Consider the following 17,273-nt stretch of genomic DNA (forward strand, 5'->3'; position numbering starts at 1 on the left):
ATGTTCCTCTCCCGCTTCCGCGTCAACACCGCGCGGCCCGGCGCCCGCCGCCTGCTGTCCTCGCCCCAGGCCATGCACGCGGCCGTCATGTCGTCCTTCCCGCACATCCTGCCCTCCGACAGCCCGGCGCCCGATGCACCGCGCGTGCTGTGGCGCCTGGACCAGCAAGCCCGTGCCGAAGTGCTGCTGTACGTGGTCAGCCCCGACCGTCCCGACCTGACGCACCTGGTCGAGCAGGCCGGATGGCCCGCCGTCGCCGGCCCCGAGGACCCCGGTTGGCACACCCGCCCCTACACCCCGCTCCTCGACCGGCTGACCACCGGCCAGCGCTGGGCGTTCCGCCTGACCGCAAACCCCGTCCACACCATCCGCCGCAAGGAGGGCGAACCCCGCAAACTCACCGCCCACCTCACCCCCGTCCACCAGATGGGCTGGCTGCTCGACGAGGAACGGCAAAAGCGCCTCGGCTTCCGCGTCTGCGAGAAACCCGTGAACCGGCGGCTCCTGCCCGAGGGCACCACCCATCAGAAGCGGCCTCACCCCGGTGACCGGTACGAGCTGGCCGTACGGGACTCGCGGTCCCTCTCCTTCGACAAGTCCCGTGCCTCCGGCGGCCGTCGGGACAAGCCAGTCACCGTCGTCACCGTCACCTTCGAAGGACGCCTGGAAGTCACCGACCCCGCCCTGATGCGCCGTACCCTCACCCAGGGCGTCGGCCGGGCCAGAGCGTACGGCTGCGGCCTCCTCACCCTGGCACCGGTCGCACAGCCCGACCTGCAAGGCCCATGAGCACCGTCTCCCGACGCCCGGCACTCACGCCCCGGCAGCTCACTCGCACTGACGAACGTCTCTCCTTCGTCTACCTGGAACGCTGCACGGTCCACCGCGACGCCAACGCCATCACCGCCCAGGACGCGGAAGGCACCACCCACATCCCGTCGGCGACCATCGGCACCCTCCTCCTCGGCCCCGGAACACGCGTCACCCACCAGGCCATGAGCGTGCTCGGCGAGACCGGCGCCGCCGTCTGCTGGGTGGGTGAACATGGCGTGCGCTACTACGCCTCCGGCCGCGCCCTCAGCCGCTCCTCCACCCTCATGGAAGCCCAGGCCCGCCAGTGGGCCAACCCCCGCAGCCGCCTCGCCGTGGCACGCGCGATGTACCGGATGCGCTTCCCCGACGAGGACCCCGCCGGCCTCACCCGGCACGAGCTTCTCGGCCGGGAAGGAAGACGGGTCAAGGACTGCTATCGAGCCGAAGCCGCCCGCACAGGCGTCTCCTGGCGGGGCCGTCGCTATGTTCCCGGTGACTTCACCAGCGGCGACGCCGTCAACCAGGCCATCACCGCCGCCGCTCAATGCATGTACGGCATCGCCCATGCCGTCGTCACCTCGCTGGGGTGCAGCCCGGCCCTCGGTTTCGTCCACTCCGGCCACGAGCTGTCCTTCGTCCTGGACATTGCCGACCTCTACAAGACGGAAATCGGCATCCCGGTCGCCTTCGACGTGGCCGCAGAGGATGAGGAGGACGTCGGTTCCCGCACTCGGCGGGCACTGCGGGACCGCATCAACGAGACGTCCCTGCTGAACCGGTGCGTCGACGACATCAAACACCTCCTGATACCGGAGGCGGCCGGATCCCCCGCCCCCGGCGGCGATCGGGACGTGGTCACGCTGCAGAGCGACCGCGGCCACCACGTCGCCTCCGGCGTCAACTACGACGGCCCCGACCAGGACTACGGAGACGAGCTCTGGTGACCGTCATCGTCCTCACCAACTGCCCCGCTGGATTACGCGGCTTCCTCACGCGCTGGCTGCTGGAGATCTCCGCAGGCGTGTTCGTGGGCAACCCCTCGGCCCGCATCCGCGACGTGCTCTGGGAAGAGGTCCAGCAGTACGCAGGCCAGGGCCGCGCCCTACTGGCCCACACCACGGACAACGAGCAGGGCTTCACCTTCCGCACTCACGACCACGCCTGGCACCCGACCGACCACGAAGGCGTCACTCTGATCCATCGCCCCGCCCCGAATGCACCGCCACCCGGGCCGGCCCCCCAAAGCGGCCCACCCTCCGGCTGGAGCAGGGCTGCCAAACGCCGACGCTTCGGAAGAAGCTGATGCACATGAAACCCCTTACACCCCATATGCCGGAATCAGAGAAAGTACTCGAAAACCGCTGCCGGCCCAAGTAAAACAGCAGGTCACCCAGTCTGCTCCCCGCACCCGCGGGGATGGTCCCGGCTGAACCACCCCGCCTCGTGGAGTCCCGGTCTGCTCCCCGCACCCGCGGGGATGGTCCCAGGTCCCAGCTGCTGCCGCTGTTGCGCCACAGCTGCTCCCCGCACCCGCGGGGATGGTCCCGGCACCCCCCTCCCCGCCGGCACCGTCACCGGCTGCTCCCCGCACCCGCGGGGATGGTCCCGACGACCAGGAGGCGGCCTCCAGCCGGTACTCCTGCTCCCCGCACCCGCGGGGATGGTCCCTCAGCGAGGGCCTCGGTGACCTCTTCGGTGAGCTGCTCCCCGCACCCGCGGGGATGGTCCCGACGCGGACCGCGCCTCCGACGCGCTTACCGACTGCTCCCCGCACCCGCGGGGATGGTCCCGGGTGGACCTTCAGGCACCGCGCGGGGTCCTCCTGCTCCCCGCACCCGCGGGGATGGTCCCAGGGCTAGCCCCGCCTGGGCGAGGTTGACGATCTGCTCCCCGCACCCGCGGGGATGGTCCCCACACGTCCCGCACGTCGGCGGCGGCGTAGTCCTGCTCCCCGCACCCGCGGGGATGGTCCCCGGTCCCGCGGGACCAGTCTCACCGACTGCCGCTGCTCCCCGCACCCGCGGGGATGGTCCCCTCGCCCCGCTCCCCGGGGCGTTCGGTGCCGCCTGCTCCCCGCACCCGCGGGGATGGTCCCACGGGCACGGCGCCCCAGGGCTCGCCCGCAGCCTGCTCCCCGCACCCGCGGGGATGGTCCCGGCTGGGCGGGCCCCCAGGAGTCGAAGTACTGCTGCTCCCCGCACCCGCGGGGATGGTCCCAACCGATTGGCGCGCACGAGTTGCTGCCGAGGCTGCTCCCCGCACCCGCGGGGATGGTCCCCCAGGGGGGTTCCCAAGGGGTTCCCAAGACGGCTGCTCCCCGCACCCGCGGGGATGGTCCCCCCTACCAAGGCGACTGGACCGGCGGCGGGAACTGCTCCCCGCACCCGCGGGGATGGTCCCACGGTCGCCACGCGGGTGCGGCTGTGGCAGGGCTGCTCCCCGCACCCGCGGGGATGGTCCCCTCCGTCGTGTCGGTACGGCTCCCCGCAGGGTCTGCTCCCCGCACCCGCGGGGATGGTCCCGGGCGCTTCACCAGGGTGTCGAGTTGGCCGAGCTGCTCCCCGCACCCGCGGGGATGGTCCCGCGTCCGGTCTCCGTGCCGTGCCGGTGCGGGACTGCTCCCCGCACCCGCGGGGATGGTCCCCTCAAGCACCGGCCGCCGTCCACGGTCGCGACCTGCTCCCCGCACCCGCGGGGATGGTCCCTCGCCCAGGTCGACGCCTGCCCGGCGCAGCGCCTGCTCCCCGCACCCGCGGGGATGGTCCCAAGGCATCACCGACTGGTGCAGCCTCGCTTCCCTGCTCCCCGCACCCGCGGGGATGGTCCCCAATGGACGTCCTTTACCGGCTGGTGCCGGGTCTGCTCCCCGCACCCCCGGGGATGGTCCCAGTTCGGTGAGGTCGGCGATGTACTTGCGGGCCTGCTCCCCGCACCCGCGGGGATGGTCCCGAGCTGTTTCGCGGCCTGGACTCCACCGTCGTCTGCTCCCCGCACCCGCGGGGATGGTCCCGGGCGCTGGGACCTCGAAGTGGTCAACGGCTCCTGCTCCCCTCACCCGCGGGGATGGTCCCGTCGCCCGCGCCGAGCTGTCGCCGCGAAGCAGCTGCTCCCCGCACCCGCGGGGATGGTCCCCCGTCGGCGACGACGTCGGCGCACGCCTCGGCCTGCTCCCCGCACCCGCGGGGATGGTCCCTGCCGCGAGTGCTAGGCCGTGACCGACCACGACTGCTCCCCGCACCCGCGGGGATGGTCCCACGAAGCCGTCGAGTCCCCAGAAGGCGAGGGCCTGCTCCCCGCACCCGCGGGGATGGTACCTCCATGTCGAGGGGCACGTAGCCGTGGATGACCTGCTCCCCGCACCCGCGGGGATGGTCCCACGAAGCCGTCGAGTCCCCAGAAGGCGAGGGCCTGCTCCCCGCACCCGCGGGGATGGTCCCGAGATCGAGCGCTCCGCGCTGGACACGGCCGTCTGCTCCCGCACCCGCGGGGATGGTCCCTTCATAGCGTGCCGAACCGGTTGGGGTCACCTCTGCTCCCCGCACCCGCGGGGATGGTCCCGACGACACCGCCGGTGCGATGGCCCAGAAGCTCTGCTCCCCGCACCCGCGGGGATGGTCCCCCGAGGAGTGACCCCGTGAGCGCCCTCCCCGCCTGCTCCCCGCACCCGCGGGGATGGTCCCGGCGCCCGGCCGACGGGCGTCGTCTACCTCGGCTGCTCCCCGCACCCGCGGGGATGGTCCCATGCTGCCCGACTGGAAGGGCCCGGCATCGAACTGCTCCCCGCACCCACGGGGATGGCCCCCTCAACGTGCTTGGCCCGCTCTCCGACTGGACCTGCTCCCCGCACCCGCGGGGATGGTCCCTCACCCAGGCTCTCGTGGAACCACCAGACCTCCTGCTCCCCGCACCCGCGGGGATGGTCCCTACGCCAAGGCCGCCGACCTCCGCGCCCTCGGCTGCTCCCCGCACCCGCGGGGATGGTCCCGCCCTCAGCGTCTGGCACGACAAGACCGGCGGCTGCTCCCCGCACGCGCGGGGATGGTCCCCCACGACGAATGCGCGGACCTGGCCAAGCAAGCTGCTCCCGCACCCGCGGGGATGGTCCTTGCCGGACGGACGTGCAACCGCCGGGGACGGACCGCGCCCCGCACCCGCGGGGATGGTCCCCGGTGCGACACCGGATCCATGGCGTACCACCACCGCTCCCCGCACCAGCGGGGATGGTCCCGATGCGTCCTGGCGCATCGTCTCGAACGAACTTTGTACGGCACCGCCCGGTCGGCAGCATGCACGGTTACCGCCGCCAAGCGAGGCGTCATCGGACCAGTGCCGGCCACCCGAACCGTGGTGCGCTCCCATATGGCCCTCGCCGCCGATGCCCGCCGGCTCGAGAACGACTCAGGGCCTGCTCAGCCATCTGAATGCCGACCTGCGCAGCGGCAGTCGCCCCGGCCTCCGCCAGCATGGCCTTGACCCGGTTTGTGAACTGCCGCGTCCGACCCGGCTCGGGAGTTCGACGACGTGGCTTCGTCGTGGAGCTCCTGGGCGACGCGCTCCAGTTCCACGCGATCCGCCTCGGGCATGCCCGAGGTGTTGCTGATCTGGCCAACGTAACCGGCCAGCTGGACAAAGGCGCTCGGGTCGATGCCGGCGGTGTCGTTCTGCGTGACGTTCTGCTGCTCGCCGATGATGACGCCCTGCGCGTTCAGCCGATCCCGCCGGTGGCCTGGGACGCCCTCCAGGACTACCTCGACGGCCGGACCACCGGCTGACTGTTCTGCACACGGCAAGCGGCGGCCAACTCGACGAACCGGCCGTATGGCGACTGCTTCAGTCCCTCGCAAAGCGCGCCGGACTGCCCTTGCGCGGTCCGCACTGCACCAAGGTCGAGGCCATCACGCACGCCCTGGCGAAGAGGGACGCTCGCCCGGACAAGGTGCAGCGCTAGGCCGATCACAAGGACTCTCGCACCACGCAGTGCTACAACCGGCGCAACGAACTACTCGACGACAGTCTGGTTACAACCCGGCAGTGGATGGTTCCGGCGTGCTAACGCACGGTACAGGCTGACGCGGCACGAGGGACTGGCGAGGCCTACCCGGGGCGATTCGTCAACCTGGTCTCTACTCAGTCCAGAGCTCGCGCAGGATGCGGTGGTGACTACAGCTCGAACTCGAGGTGTTCGATGTCGGTGAAGCGAACTCACCTGGCGGGGGCGAGAAGGCCGTCGCCGGGCCATAAGGGGACGCCTGCTTCCGCCTGCAGCAGTCGGCTGCCGATCGCGGCGAGAACCTCGCGGCGAGCGGCCGGCCCGAACACCGCAGAGCGGCCGGTGGCGGGGTCGTGGGTGCGGACCTGGCTGTAGGGGCCGGTGCAGACCAGGGCCCGGGCGAGGGGCGGCAGGCCGAGGCTGAGGGCGTCGCAGCTTCGGGACCGGATCAGGCGTACCAGGTCTGTGGTGACTGTTTCCCAGTCGCCGATGGCGGGCCAGTGGGCGCCGCCGCCCAGTTCGTGGGTGAGGGTGGCCAACGGGACGATGTGGCCCGGGCGGCGGCCGCGGGTGAGGAGGGCGTGGATGCGGGTGCCGTCGGGTTGCCGTATGTGGGGATGCAGCAGGGAGGCTGCCGGGACCACGGAGGTGTTGACCTCTTGGGCGGCGGGTCCTGGGTAGTACGGCTCGTGGGCGAACAGCAGGTACACATCGGCGGTGGCCTGGGTGGGGTGATGCGGCCAGGTCATGAGGCTGTTCCTTCCGGGATGCGGAGCGGGGCGGTGAGGCAGGTGGTGCAGCGGCCGTCGCCTCGGGATGGGCGCGGCGGGGGGTGGGGCCGGGGCAGGTGCGGCAGGGTGGACAGCCCAGGCAGGCCGGGCAACGGTTGTTGCCGGGGGCGGTGGCGGGGCTGCCCGCAGTCGGCGCACTCCGTAAGCGCCCGGTAGGTGAGCGCTTCGGGCACGGTGCGGGCCTCGGACACCGGCAACCGGTCAGGGGACAGCCGAGGAAGCAGCTTCCTGGCCGGGAGGTCGGGGTGGTGGCCGGCCGTAAGGGCGGGCGGCGGGTAGACCTGGGCGGTGCGCAGCCGGGCGGCGATGATCGCGCCGACCGAGGTGCGCACCGGGTGGGGCAGGGGCCAGCCGGTGATGACGTGGCGCAGTTGCGCGGCGCTCCAGCCGGATTCCAGCATCACGATGACCACGCGGACCTGGTCGGTCAGTGCCTTGCCCGTCAGCAGCAGTTCGGGACGGCTCGCTGCGATCTCCAGCAGCAGCCGGATTCCCGGATGCGTCTCATCGGCCGACGGCGCGGGAGCGGATGCTGCTGACGGGTGCGGCTGGTCCGTCCGTCCGGGAGTGCGCGCGGCAGCATCGTGCCGGCACGGACGGAGGGGTCTGGTGTTCTGCTGGTTGGTCTTCTTACCCATGGTGTTCTTAGTAGGGCGATGAGCCAACGTAGGTTTATCCACCGGTGGATAACCGGACTCTGGTTGTGAGCTGGGGTTTTGCAGGGCGGGCAGGTCGGTGATGCAGTACGCGGCCGCGCCCAGGGTGCCGTCGGGACGGCGCTGGCGTTCCCGCAGCAGGAAGCCGTGGCTCTCCAGCTCCTTCAGCCCGCTTGTGACGGCTGCCGCGCCGTCGCGGCCGCGGCGCGCCAGGTCGGTGACGGTCATGCGCCAGCCGTCGCGGTGCGTGGAGATGTAGCCGAAGATCCCCTTCGCCTTGAACGACAGCCGGCCGTCGTGGAACAGGCCGTTGGCGATCTGGGTGAACTGATCCGCCGCCATCGCGCCGCGCCGCACCCCCGCGCCGAAGCGGCTCATCGTGATCCTCTCCACACCGGGAGCCCGCCGCCGCTGAGGTCCTGCGGACAACGTGACGCCGGAGGATGACCAGGGTCGCTGGGTGGGGAGCCAGGGACGAGATCCATGCCGTCAGCTCACCGGCCACCCCCGACCAGATGGCCGACCACCAGCCCCGACCACCGGTCACGATCGGGCAACATGCGCCGTAAGCTGCCGTGGTCGCTCTCGTGGTCGGGCCGACCACGAGTCCGACCACCCCGACCATGAGACCGACCATGGCGGTTTCGCTGGTGCGGACGGCTGCGCAATCGCGGTTGCGCAACATGTGACGGCATCCGATGGCGCAGACGCCTGCGCAATGAGTGCGGGGTCCCGCGCACTCGCCTGCGCAATCGGCCTGCTTGAGCTGGCACCTGAGAGATCGTCCGATCCGCCAGCGCTCTCGTCCTGTGCGCAACCGTTCGGTCCGCTGGGGCCGACTCCCCCTCCCGGCGAGCTCGGCCGTGCCCGGCCCTTCCTGAGACCGTGGTCGGTCTCAGGGTCGGGCCGCCCATGACCCCGACCACGGGTTTTGTGTCCTGTTCGTGACCGTGGTCGGGTCTTCGTGGTCGGTGGTCTGGTCGGGGTCGGCGGGTTTTCTCAAGGTCAGCACGTACACGTTGATGACCTGGGAGTTTGACCATGTCTCCTGGCAAGCAGGCCACCGAACCCGAGACGGCTGTGGTGGCCGCGGGCGTCCGGCTGGAGAAGATGCACCGCCGAGTACGCCTGTCGCGCCTGGCCCTGTTCACCGCAATCGCGGCCGGGCCCGTCGCCCTGGGCGTGGCGGTGGTCTCCGGCCCAACCACGGTCGCGGCCGTCCCGAAGGCCAAGCCCACCACGATGCGCACCACGTCGGCCGCGACCGACCCGTCCGGCTATGCGCAACTGTTCCTCGCTGCATGGTTGCGCAGCAGCGCCAATGACGCTGCCACTGCGCAGGCCCGACTTGCGCAGTCGCTAGCGCCTGACATCGAGCTACCCGACCGGGCCGCCGATGCGCAAGATGCGCAGGCGCGGCTGGAGTCGGTGACCGCGGTGCGCAGTGCACAGCACGAGGCCGGCCGGTGGTGGGTGACGGTGGCTGCGCAGTACGCGGACGCCTCGGTGCGCTACTTCGCCGTCCCGGTGGCCGCCGCCGGCGACGGCGGCTCGTTCACGGTGCCCGGCACGCCCGGTGTGGTGGCCGCCCCGGGCCGGACGGGGGTGACGACGTCGCCCTACGGCGTGACCATCCCCAAGGGCGAGCTGTCGTCCACGGTCGGGCAGTTCTTCGACGCCTACCTCGCCGGCGCCGGGGAGGTGGAGCGCTACCTCGCGCCCGGCGTGCGTCTGTCGGCCGTCTCCCCCGCCCCGTACAGCGCGGTCACCGTCCGGCAGATCCTCGCCGTCGAGGACACCGCAGCCGCAAAGAAGGTACCGGGCGACGGAACCGCAGTCCGCGTCCTGGCGCAGGTAGAAGCCCGCGACGAGGCCGGGCGGTGGCCGCTGGCCTACGAGCTGGAGCTCAAGGCCCGCTCGGGCCGGTGGGACGTGGCAGCCCTGGCATCCGGAATTACTCAGAAGGAGGGCCGGTCGTGAGGGGAGTGCACGGTGTGATGCTCGCCGGGCAGCTGGATGACCTCGGTGACAGCTGGATCAGCATGTTCGAGGACTGGGCGACCAAGGGTCTGCAGGCCGGCCTGGTCGTGCTGGTGGTCGTCATCATGATCCAGAAGTTCAGCCTGAAGGCCGGGATCGGGGCCCTGCTGCTGATGATCATTGCGCTGGGGCTGTACAACTCCCGCGAGGACCTGGCGGACATGTTCGAGGACGAGATGAAGAACCCCGCCCAGGGCGCCCCTGCCATCCTCGGCCCCGCACGCGGTGCTGATCCCTTCACTCGAGCGCACTCCGCCGGCGCTGGAGGTGCGCTGTGAGCGCGGCCGCAGGGCGGGTGGGGCGGTTCTACACCTCGGCTCGTCGTCATCCGTGGGTGCTGGGAAAGGTCGCCGACTGGAAGATCCCGCTCGGCCCTTACACCCCGGCGCAGATCGCGGTCGCCGTGGGCGGCGGCTTCCTGCTGGTCAAGACGATCCCACTGTGGTCATGGATGGGACCGGTACCGATCGTGGCATGGGTGCTGGCCGTCTGGGCGACGCGCCGCCCGAAGATCGGGGGCCGTGCTCCGCTGCAGGCCGCGCTGGGCTGGGTGCTGCTGGCCTGGCAGCCGCACGGCGGCCGGATCGGTGGGCGCGCCGCCCGCGACCGGTCCTCCCGCGCCCTGCTGGGCGGCTTCACCCTCGAGCACGCCCCCACCGTCGAGCACGACGCTGTCCCGTCTTCCGCGCCTGCGGCCGTATCGGATCAGACTGCGCAGCGCACTGCCGGCCGGAGGCCGCGCCGGAGTTCGGTGACCCGCACGCCCACGCCGCGGCCCCAGGCGGCACCTGCGCGCCAGGAACCGGTGGGGCCGATGTCGGGGGTACAGCAGTTGCTCGCGCTCGCCGAGCAGGGCGGGGGTGTGCGGTGAGGGTGCCGATCCGTCACATCGCAGGCCACCTGGTGTGGTCCACGCACGGCAGCGTGTGGGCCGTCTACCGGCTCCACCCGGGTCCGGATGAGAACGGGCGGCGCGAGGAGAGCGTGCAGGGAACCTACGTGCCGGCCGCGGTCCGCGACGAACAACTCACCAAGATCACGCATCTGGTGCGCTCGCTGTCCGGAGCGCCACGCTTGTTCGGGCTGTGCGCGCAGGTCGATCCGGGGGAGATCGCCCTGCGCATGATCGAAGGCATTGAGCCTGCCGGGCAGGTGGGTGGCGGTCGTCCGCATCCGTGGGTGGAGAACGTCGAAGCCACGCTGGACCTGCTGGCGGAGCAGGAGATGCACCGCCGCACGCTGTGGCTGGCGGTGCCGCTGCAGAGCGATGCCGCGGGTGGTCAGCTGGCTGCCTCGCTGGGAGCGATGTGGGCGCACCTCGCCCCCCTGCTGGGCATGCGGACCGCTCCGGTGGCACGGCGTGAGGTGAGCGCCTACCGGGAGCAGGCCTGTCGTGTGGAGGCCGCGCTCGCCGGCGGCGTCGCCTTCCGCCCGGCCCGCCCGGCGGAGATCGTATGGATGGTCCAGCACGCCCTGCACCGCGGTATGCCCGAGCCCCTGCTGGCCGAAGCCGAGACGAGCAAGCTGTACGGCGGGCAGCTCCGCGCCGGTGTGCTGCACTCCCCCAGCTATGCCGACCTGGGCCAGGTCCGCCTGCAGGAAGGCGGCATCGACCCCGAGCTGGACGACGTCGACGAGCTGAAAAGCGCGGGCCGAATCACCCGGTCGGGCGGCACGGCATGGTGGCGGATCAAGGCATCGTCCCCACTGCGCAGGCGGTGGCTGCAGGTGGAGTCCAATGCCGGAGTGGGCTACCAGGCGCAGCTGGTGCTCGCCGAGTGCCCGCCCGCGGTCAGCCAGGACGCCGCCGACCTGTTCGCCCAGTTCGAGACTTTGGACTTTCCCGTCGACTACACCGTGGACCTCACCCTGGTGCCGGCGGAGAAGGCCCGCGATCAAGTGCGGCGCAAGAAGAACGAACTGATCGACCAGGCCGACCAGTACGACGCCCGCCCCACCGGCATGCCCTCCTCGCTGACGGAGGCCGCCCGGGATCTGGGCGAGCTGGACGCCCGCCTGTCCCGCACCAGCGTGGAGGTCGAGGTCCAGTCGGTCACCGTGCTCACGGTGTGGGGGCCGACCGCCGCGATCTGCGACGCGCGCGCCCGGGCGCTGGTGGCGCTGCTGGGCGGCGCCGACTACCGGGCGGTGCGCCCGGCCGGCCTGCAGGAGGCCCTGTTCATGCTGGGCCTGCCGGGCACGGTGCGGCCCGGGGTGGTGCGGGAGTTCACCCAGCACCAGGTCTCCGAGGACTGGGCCTTGGGCGGCGCCTTCACCAGCGCGGAGGTGGGCGATCCCACCGGCATGTTCTTGGGGCTCGATCTGGACTGCGGCACGACCCGCCCGGTGATGATCAATGTGGCGGATGCGCCGAAGCAGGACGCCTCGGCTTCCATGGGCATCGTCGGTGACCTCGGCGCCGGCAAGAGCGTGCTGGAAAAGCTGATCGCCGAAGCGGTGTGGGCCCGCGGCGGGGTCGCGATCTGCATCGACCGTACTCCGGTACGCGAGTGGGCGACCTTCGCCCGCAGCGCCGCTGCGGGCCGCTGTCAAATCATCGACGCCGCCCAGGCGGAGGTGTCCATCGACCCGCTGCGCATGTTCGACGGGCCTGAGGGGCGTCACTACGCCCTGTCCTATCTGACGCTGCAACTCGGCATCGGGCCGATGTCCACCAGCGGCGAGGTACTGCACCACGCCGTGGAGCAGGCCGCCTCCAGCGAGCAGCCGTCGATGCACCGCGTGCTGGAAGTCCTCCAGGAGATGGCCACGCGGAAGGCGGGCAAGCGGCAGGATGCGGCCGCCACTCTGGCCGGCCTCATCAAGGTGGTGGCCAGCAATCCGCTGGCGGCGATGGTGTTCGACCCCGCGCTGCCGCCGGTGCGGCTGGACGCCTCCAGCACCTGCGACATGATCGTGATCACGACCACGGGGCTGAAGTTGCCGCCCAAGGCCGCGTTCGACAAGCCGGAGGTGCTGCACCAGCAGCCGCTGGAGGCGCTGATCGGCCGCGCCGTGCTCTACCTGATCGCGGCGATCGCCCGGCAGACCGCGTTCGAGGACCCTGAGCGGTTCACCTCGGTGGTGTTGGACGAGCTGTACTGGCTCACCTCCTCGGCGGAGGGCACCGCGCTGGTTCACGAGATCCTCCACGACGGCCGCAAGCACGGCGCCGGCCTGATCGCCGGCTCCCACGACGCCGAAGAACTGGGCCCGGACCGCGGACTGATGGCTTACCGGGCGCTGGCCCGCACCACTGACCGCGCACGCGCCCGGCGTGGGCTGGAGTTCGTCGGCCTGGACGCCAATGATCCGGAGCTGCTGCGGCTGGTGACCACCGGCCTGTCACCGGTCGGACAGAAGGGCCGGGAGGGCGAGTTCCTGCTGACCTGCCCGCGGCAGAACACCGGCCGCGTCAAGGCCGTCATCCCCCGCATCGCGCGTATCGCCACATCCATCAGCACCACACCAGGACGCCGCACCACTGCCCCCACTCCCGCAACCGCGCCGCTTGCCGGCGTCACCGCTGGTGACCGTTCAGGTGGCCGTCCAGAGGAACCCATCGCATGAGCTCCTTCTCCCCCAGCCGCGCCCAGCGCATCGCCACCGCCACGAGCGTGCTGACCGTCACCGCCATGGCTGCCGGCGTGCTCGTTCTGGTGTTGTCGGTGAGCCTGCCGGAGGCATGGTGGCCGCGCACCGGGCAGGCCTTCGCCGCCGAGGACCGCTCCGCCCGGCACGACCCGTGCGGCCCGATCGTGGGACCGGCCAAGGAGTACTGCAAACGCGGCACTGCGGCCTCCGCCGTCGCCGGGGACCATGACGCGAGCGAAACGGCGGGGTGGAAGCTGGTACCGGCCGCAGCGGGGCTTGCAGCCCTGGTCCTGTGGTCGGGACGGACCGCGGCGGGACGAGGGCAGCGCTGACATGTTCCGTCCGGACCGCGGCACGCTGCGCTCAGCCAGCTTCGTCGCCTTGCTCAGCGCCGTATTCGTCCTGGTCAACAGCCAGGTCGTCTATGCGGCGGACAGCAATGGTGAGAGTGGGGACCTGCTCGGCCCGCTGAACATCGACTCCTCCGAGGGTGTGCCGATCGACGGGTACGAGCTGAACGCCCAGGGGGGCTCCATCATGGCCTTCAAGACCCAGGCTTTGGCGTTCGCCCTGTCGGGCCTCTTCACGCTGATCCGGCTGCTGGTGGGTCTGGCCGGGTGGGCGATCGAAGTGGCGTTCCGGTTTCCGCTGTTGAAAATGCTCACCGATCCGGCGCAGAAGGTCTCCGAGGTCTACGACGACGTCGTCGTCGACACTCTCGGGGTCAAGGGGCTGCTGCTGGCGTGGGCGTTCGTGTTCACCGGCTTCATGCTGGTGCGTGGCCGTATCGGCCGCGGTGTAGGGGAAATGTTCCTGACTTTGCTGATCGCGGCGTTCGCCGCGTCGGCGTTCGTCCGTCCGGACTTTCTCCTCGCAGCGGACGGGCCGCTGGGGCAGAGTCGGCAGGTGGGTCTCGAGGTCGCCCGCCAGAGCGTCCACGCCTACGACTGGGGCGGCAAACTCGCCAGCAGCTCTCCCTGCGCCGCATCTACAGGTGCCGCCGAGGCCGACTGCTATCAGCGAGAGGCCGCCCCGCCGGCGTCGTCCGCCGACATCGCCCGGCCTCTTCAGGACTCGGTCACCAACGCACTGATCGTCAAGCCGTACATGCTGCTGCAGTACGGGCGCATCCTCGACCCCGCCAAACCCGCCGACCGCACGGCGTACGCCATCCATCTGAAGTGGGTCACCGGCGGCTACAAGGCGGGCGACGTTGCGGTCTCGGACCGCGGGAAGGAAGTCTGCAGCAAGATCCGCGGCCCGGCCAGAGAGTACTGCGAGCGCGGTTTCACCGAAGGCGTCCCCAGCGGTGAGGACATCGCGCGTGAGACCGGAACGGATGACGATCTTCCCTCGCTCACGCCCGGCGGCGAGCTGCTGGACGCCTCCAACGCGCTCGTCACCGACGAGGACCGCGAGTTCGACGCCTTTCTGCAGGACCTGAAGCGAGCCGGCGACGTCGGCGAAGCGTGCGCCGCCTATGCAGAAAAGCCCACCTGGTGGCGGGTCGGCGGAGCCCTGTTGTTGCTGGTCGCGGCGTTGTTCATCTGCGGCATGCTGCTCTCCAGCGCGATCGTGATGCTCGGCACGCAGGGCGTGTGCGTGGCGGCTGCGGCCGCGGGCGGCATCGCATTCGTCGCTGGCATGCTGCCGGGTCCCGCCCGCCAGTCGGTGTGGAAGTGGCTGTCGCTGTGGGGGATCGCCATCCTTGCCCTGGTCGCCGTCTGCGCCTTCGTCCCCTTCTTCGGGATCGCCGTAGACGTCACCATCACCGACGGGCCCGACCTGATGATCGAGCGGATCCTGCTGATCGACGTCTTGGCCATCGCCGGAGCGGCCGGGCACCGCCGGCTGTTGACCGGGATCAGCTCCTTCAGCCGGCGCATGGCGATGCGGATGCGCTACGCCAAGGTCGGCGGCACCCACCTGCCCGGCGATACCTCCGAGCTCGGTGCCGCACTGGCGATGAACTCCCCTGCCGCGCTGGGCGGATACGGCGGCGGGCTGCGCGCCTTCACCGGCGGCGGCAAAGGCCGGTTCGAGATGCTCGGCACCCGCCAGCGGTTGATGGGTGCCCTCGGCTCCCTGGTCGATGGGACGGGCATGCCCGTCGATACCGGACGGATCCTCTCCGATGCGAGCGCCGAGGCCGGGCGCGGACTCGCCCCCCTGACCGCGGCGGCAGCGGTGGGTGGGCTGGGAGCGCGGCTGGGTGCGAAGGGTGGCCACTGGTTGCTGATCGGCAAGCGTCCCGACCGGGAGCAGCTGGTCAAGTGGCGCAAGCCCACAGCCGACGGCGACCCGCACACCGGCGGCACCTCCGACCAGGGACCGGGTGGTGCGCCCGGCGGCGGTCCGGCAGGCCCGGGCGCGGGGCCGCGCAGGCCCGGTGGTCCGCGCGACCGCTACCGCGACGACGACGGCCAGATCGTCAACGCCGCCACGGGTGAGGTGCTGCACGACCAGCATGCCGACCGCACCCTGCTGTCCACCCGCGCCCATAACCGGCTCGTGCGCCTTCGCGGCTATCGCATCCTGCACCGTGGCGGCCGGGCCGCCTACGGGGCGACCGTTGGTCTGCCGGCCACGGTGCACCAGGCCAGGACAGCCGGTTCGCGCTACTCCAGGGACGCCCGCCAGCAGGTGCGGGTGTGGGGCAACACCGTCCAACAGGACGGCCGAGCGTGGAGCGACACCGCACGGCAGGTCTCTCGTGTGTTGCGGGCGAACACCGACGTTCCGGGAGGGTCCGCTTCGTCGGGTGGCCGTCGGCTCCCGGCCGCATCAGCGTCGGCTGCCGTCCGACGGCAGAGCGGCCCGCAGCCGGCGCCAGGTGTTGACGGTGCCGCGCGCGTTGCAGGCGCGGCAGCGACCCGAGGCGGCGCCACGGCGGTGAGCACGCCGGCGACGTCGCCGAACCGGCTGGCGAGCGGTGACGGCCTAAGCGTGCAGGGGCCGGTGCTTCCGGGCGGCGGCGGCGCACGCGGTGACGTCCGCGATCAGGCCCGTGCCCGGATGCAGGAGTTGATGCGTAGGACCGCGCCCGAGGCCGAGCGGCTGCGCCAGGAGCGCAGTCAGCAGGAGTCGTCCGGGGCGTCCGAGGACGGTGAGCAGGAGTGAGGCGAGTTCGGCGCCGTGCGGGGCGGTGGGGGTGCTTGGGGGTGCTGCTGCTGTTGTCCGCCGTGTGCTGCGCTGCCCCGGTCTCGAACGCGATCAGCGCCTACGTCGCCCTGCAGAGCGCTGCGAGCGGGCAGGGCGTCGTCGATGACGGCGGCACGGCCGCGGACATCCCGCCGCGCATGCTCGCCGCGTACAAGAACGCCGTGCAGCGGGTGGGTCGGCATGTGCCCTCATGCCGGGGCATGCGCTGGCCGATCCTGGCCGGGATCGCCAAGGTCGAGTCCAACCACGCCGCCGGCCGCGCCGTCAGCGCGGGCGGGGACATCCGCCCGAAGATCTACGGAATTCTCCTCAACGGATCGGGTGCCGGCGGCAACACCACCGTCTTTCCCGACACCGACAACGGCCGCTTCGATGGCACCGCATCCGGGGAGCGGGCTGTCGGGCCGTTCCAGTTCCTGCCCTCCACCTGGGAAGGCGTCGGCCAGGACGCCAACCGTGACGGCACGGCCGATCCCCACCATGCCGATGATGCCGCGCTCGGCGCCGCGATCTACCTGTGCGGTGACGGCCGCGACCTGGGCCAGCGCTCCCAGCTCAAAGCGGCGATCTTCCAGTACAACCGCTCCAACGAGTACGCGGTCAACGTGCTGGGCTGGATCGACCAGTACACCGCGGCCGCCAAGAGCCGGGACCTGAAGGACGTGTCAGGGAAGGTCCGCGCCGTCATCGACGCGGCCCTCGCCCAGCGAGGTGTGCCGTACTCGTGGGGTGGCGGCAACGCCAACGGGCCGAGCACGGGTATCTGCTGCTCTCCCAGCGGCAAGAGCGGCACGGCCATCAAGGGCTTCGACTGCTCAGGCCTGACCACCTACGCCTACGCCAAAGTCGGCATCCGTCTGCCGCGCACCGCTGCCGCCCAGGCCGGTGTCGGACGGCGCATCCCCGCCGGCAGCGGGACCAGCGCCCTGAAACCGGGTGATCTCGTCTTCTACGCCTACGCGCCCGGGCGGGACTCAACGATCTACCACGTCGGGATTTACCTCGGTGGTGGCCGGATGGTCAACGCTCCCCGGCCCGGCGCCGTCGTGCGCCTGGACCCGGTCGATGCGATGTCCGGCTACGCGGGAGGGGCCCGTCTGCTGTGACCACACACTCGCCGCGCTCACCGCGTCCGCTGGCGCTCATTGCCGTGGTCCTGGCCGTCACCGGGCTTGTCCTGCTAGCCCTGCCGCACCCACCCAGCACGCAGGCCCCTGCCGATGCACT

General features: G+C 71.4%; 12 protein-coding genes, 1 pseudogene and 2 CRISPR repeat arrays. Of the genes and pseudogenes, 11 read left to right on the plus strand and 2 right to left on the minus strand.

Annotation, left to right across the window (positions count from 1 at the left end; genetic code table 11):
- From cas6e to IE118_RS34235, 4 genes are all read left to right on the plus strand, one after another.
- Window positions 1-789 carry a type I-E CRISPR-associated protein Cas6/Cse3/CasE gene (cas6e, locus tag IE118_RS30250; RefSeq protein WP_189561282.1) on the plus strand — a complete coding sequence of 263 codons (789 nt, stop codon included), beginning with the start codon at window positions 1-3 and terminating at the stop codon, window positions 787-789.
- Window positions 786-1,757: a type I-E CRISPR-associated endonuclease Cas1e gene (gene cas1e, locus IE118_RS30255; RefSeq protein ID WP_189561283.1), complete on the plus strand. Its 972-nt coding sequence runs from the start codon at window positions 786-788 to the stop codon at window positions 1,755-1,757. Before cas6e ends, cas1e begins: the two co-directional genes overlap by 4 nt.
- Complete coding sequence (gene cas2e, locus IE118_RS30260; protein ID WP_189561284.1) at window positions 1,754-2,116, plus strand: type I-E CRISPR-associated endoribonuclease Cas2e; 363 nt, start codon at window positions 1,754-1,756, stop codon at window positions 2,114-2,116. The genes cas1e and cas2e overlap by 4 nt, the downstream gene beginning before the upstream one ends.
- 92 nt (window positions 2,117-2,208) lie before the next feature.
- Window positions 2,209-4,251: a CRISPR direct-repeat array (repeat unit 29 nt; unit sequence CTGCTCCCCGCACCCGCGGGGATGGTCCC).
- Window positions 4,252-4,342: 91 nt separating this feature from the next.
- A CRISPR array of direct repeats spans window positions 4,343-4,860; the repeat unit is 29 nt; unit sequence CTGCTCCCCGCACCCGCGGGGATGGTCCC.
- Between the two features lie 485 nt (window positions 4,861-5,345).
- A complete protein-coding gene (locus IE118_RS34235; RefSeq protein ID WP_229847009.1) occupies window positions 5,346-5,585 on the plus strand; it encodes a hypothetical protein in 240 nt (79 codons plus the stop codon).
- 430 nt (window positions 5,586-6,015) lie between these two features.
- Here the strand turns inward: IE118_RS34235 and IE118_RS30270 are convergent, their stop codons facing one another.
- Together IE118_RS30270 and IE118_RS30275 are read right to left on the minus strand one after the other, a co-directional pair.
- The gene (locus IE118_RS30270; protein WP_189561285.1) at window positions 6,016-6,552 is read right to left on the minus strand and encodes a hypothetical protein; all 537 of its coding nucleotides are present in this window, start codon (window positions 6,550-6,552) and stop codon (window positions 6,016-6,018) included.
- Window positions 6,549-7,619, minus strand: a pseudogene (locus IE118_RS30275) (hypothetical protein); the annotation flags it as partial. The pseudogene IE118_RS30275 and the gene IE118_RS30270, both read right to left, overlap by 4 nt.
- Before the next feature lie 672 nt (window positions 7,620-8,291).
- Here IE118_RS30275 and IE118_RS30280 point away from each other — a divergent pair.
- Genes IE118_RS30280 through IE118_RS30310 form a run of 7 tightly spaced genes read left to right on the plus strand, consistent with a single transcriptional unit; the run spans window position 8,292 to window position 17,152 of the window.
- Window positions 8,292-9,230 carry a conjugal transfer protein gene (locus IE118_RS30280; protein WP_189561286.1) on the plus strand — a complete coding sequence of 313 codons (939 nt, stop codon included), beginning with the start codon at window positions 8,292-8,294 and terminating at the stop codon, window positions 9,228-9,230.
- Window positions 9,231-9,247: 17 nt separating this feature from the next.
- On the plus strand, window positions 9,248-9,568 hold the full coding sequence (locus IE118_RS30285; RefSeq protein WP_373303251.1) for a hypothetical protein: 321 nt from the start codon (window positions 9,248-9,250) through the stop codon (window positions 9,566-9,568).
- On the plus strand, window positions 9,565-10,161 hold the full coding sequence (locus IE118_RS30290; RefSeq protein ID WP_189561288.1) for a hypothetical protein: 597 nt from the start codon (window positions 9,565-9,567) through the stop codon (window positions 10,159-10,161). Before IE118_RS30285 ends, IE118_RS30290 begins: the two co-directional genes overlap by 4 nt.
- A complete protein-coding gene (locus tag IE118_RS30295; RefSeq protein WP_189561289.1) occupies window positions 10,158-12,860 on the plus strand; it encodes an ATP-binding protein in 2,703 nt (900 codons plus the stop codon). The genes IE118_RS30290 and IE118_RS30295 overlap by 4 nt, the downstream gene beginning before the upstream one ends.
- The gene (locus tag IE118_RS30300; RefSeq protein WP_189561290.1) at window positions 12,857-13,216 is read left to right on the plus strand and encodes a hypothetical protein; all 360 of its coding nucleotides are present in this window, start codon (window positions 12,857-12,859) and stop codon (window positions 13,214-13,216) included. Before IE118_RS30295 ends, IE118_RS30300 begins: the two co-directional genes overlap by 4 nt.
- A 1-nt stretch (window position 13,217) precedes the next feature.
- Window positions 13,218-16,004, plus strand: coding sequence for a hypothetical protein (locus IE118_RS30305; RefSeq protein WP_189561291.1), 2,787 nt, complete (start codon window positions 13,218-13,220; stop codon window positions 16,002-16,004).
- A 41-nt stretch (window positions 16,005-16,045) separates the two neighbouring features.
- Window positions 16,046-17,152: a C40 family peptidase gene (locus IE118_RS30310; protein ID WP_229847010.1), complete on the plus strand. Its 1,107-nt coding sequence runs from the start codon at window positions 16,046-16,048 to the stop codon at window positions 17,150-17,152.
- Window positions 17,153-17,273: the final 121 nt, after the last annotated feature.

It is taken from the genome of Streptomyces pilosus, from assembly GCF_014649835.1.
In the GTDB taxonomy this organism is placed as follows: Bacteria; Actinomycetota; Actinomycetes; order Streptomycetales; family Streptomycetaceae; genus Streptomyces; species Streptomyces pilosus.

Bases quoted from the DNA above. Each gene is read 5' to 3' on its own strand.
- cas6e (WP_189561282.1), top strand. From the start codon at position 1: ATGTTCCTCTCCCGCTTCCGCGTCAACACCGCGCGGCCCGGCGCCCGC.
- IE118_RS30285 (WP_373303251.1), top strand. From the start codon at position 9,248: ATGCTCGCCGGGCAGCTGGATGACCTCGGTGACAGCTGGATCAGCATG.
- IE118_RS30280 (WP_189561286.1), top strand. From the start codon at position 8,292: ATGTCTCCTGGCAAGCAGGCCACCGAACCCGAGACGGCTGTGGTGGCC.
- IE118_RS30305 (WP_189561291.1), top strand. From the start codon at position 13,218: ATGTTCCGTCCGGACCGCGGCACGCTGCGCTCAGCCAGCTTCGTCGCC.
- cas1e (WP_189561283.1), top strand. From the start codon at position 786: ATGAGCACCGTCTCCCGACGCCCGGCACTCACGCCCCGGCAGCTCACT.
- IE118_RS30270 (WP_189561285.1), bottom strand. From the start codon at position 6,552: ATGACCTGGCCGCATCACCCCACCCAGGCCACCGCCGATGTGTACCTG.
- IE118_RS30300 (WP_189561290.1), top strand. From the start codon at position 12,857: ATGAGCTCCTTCTCCCCCAGCCGCGCCCAGCGCATCGCCACCGCCACG.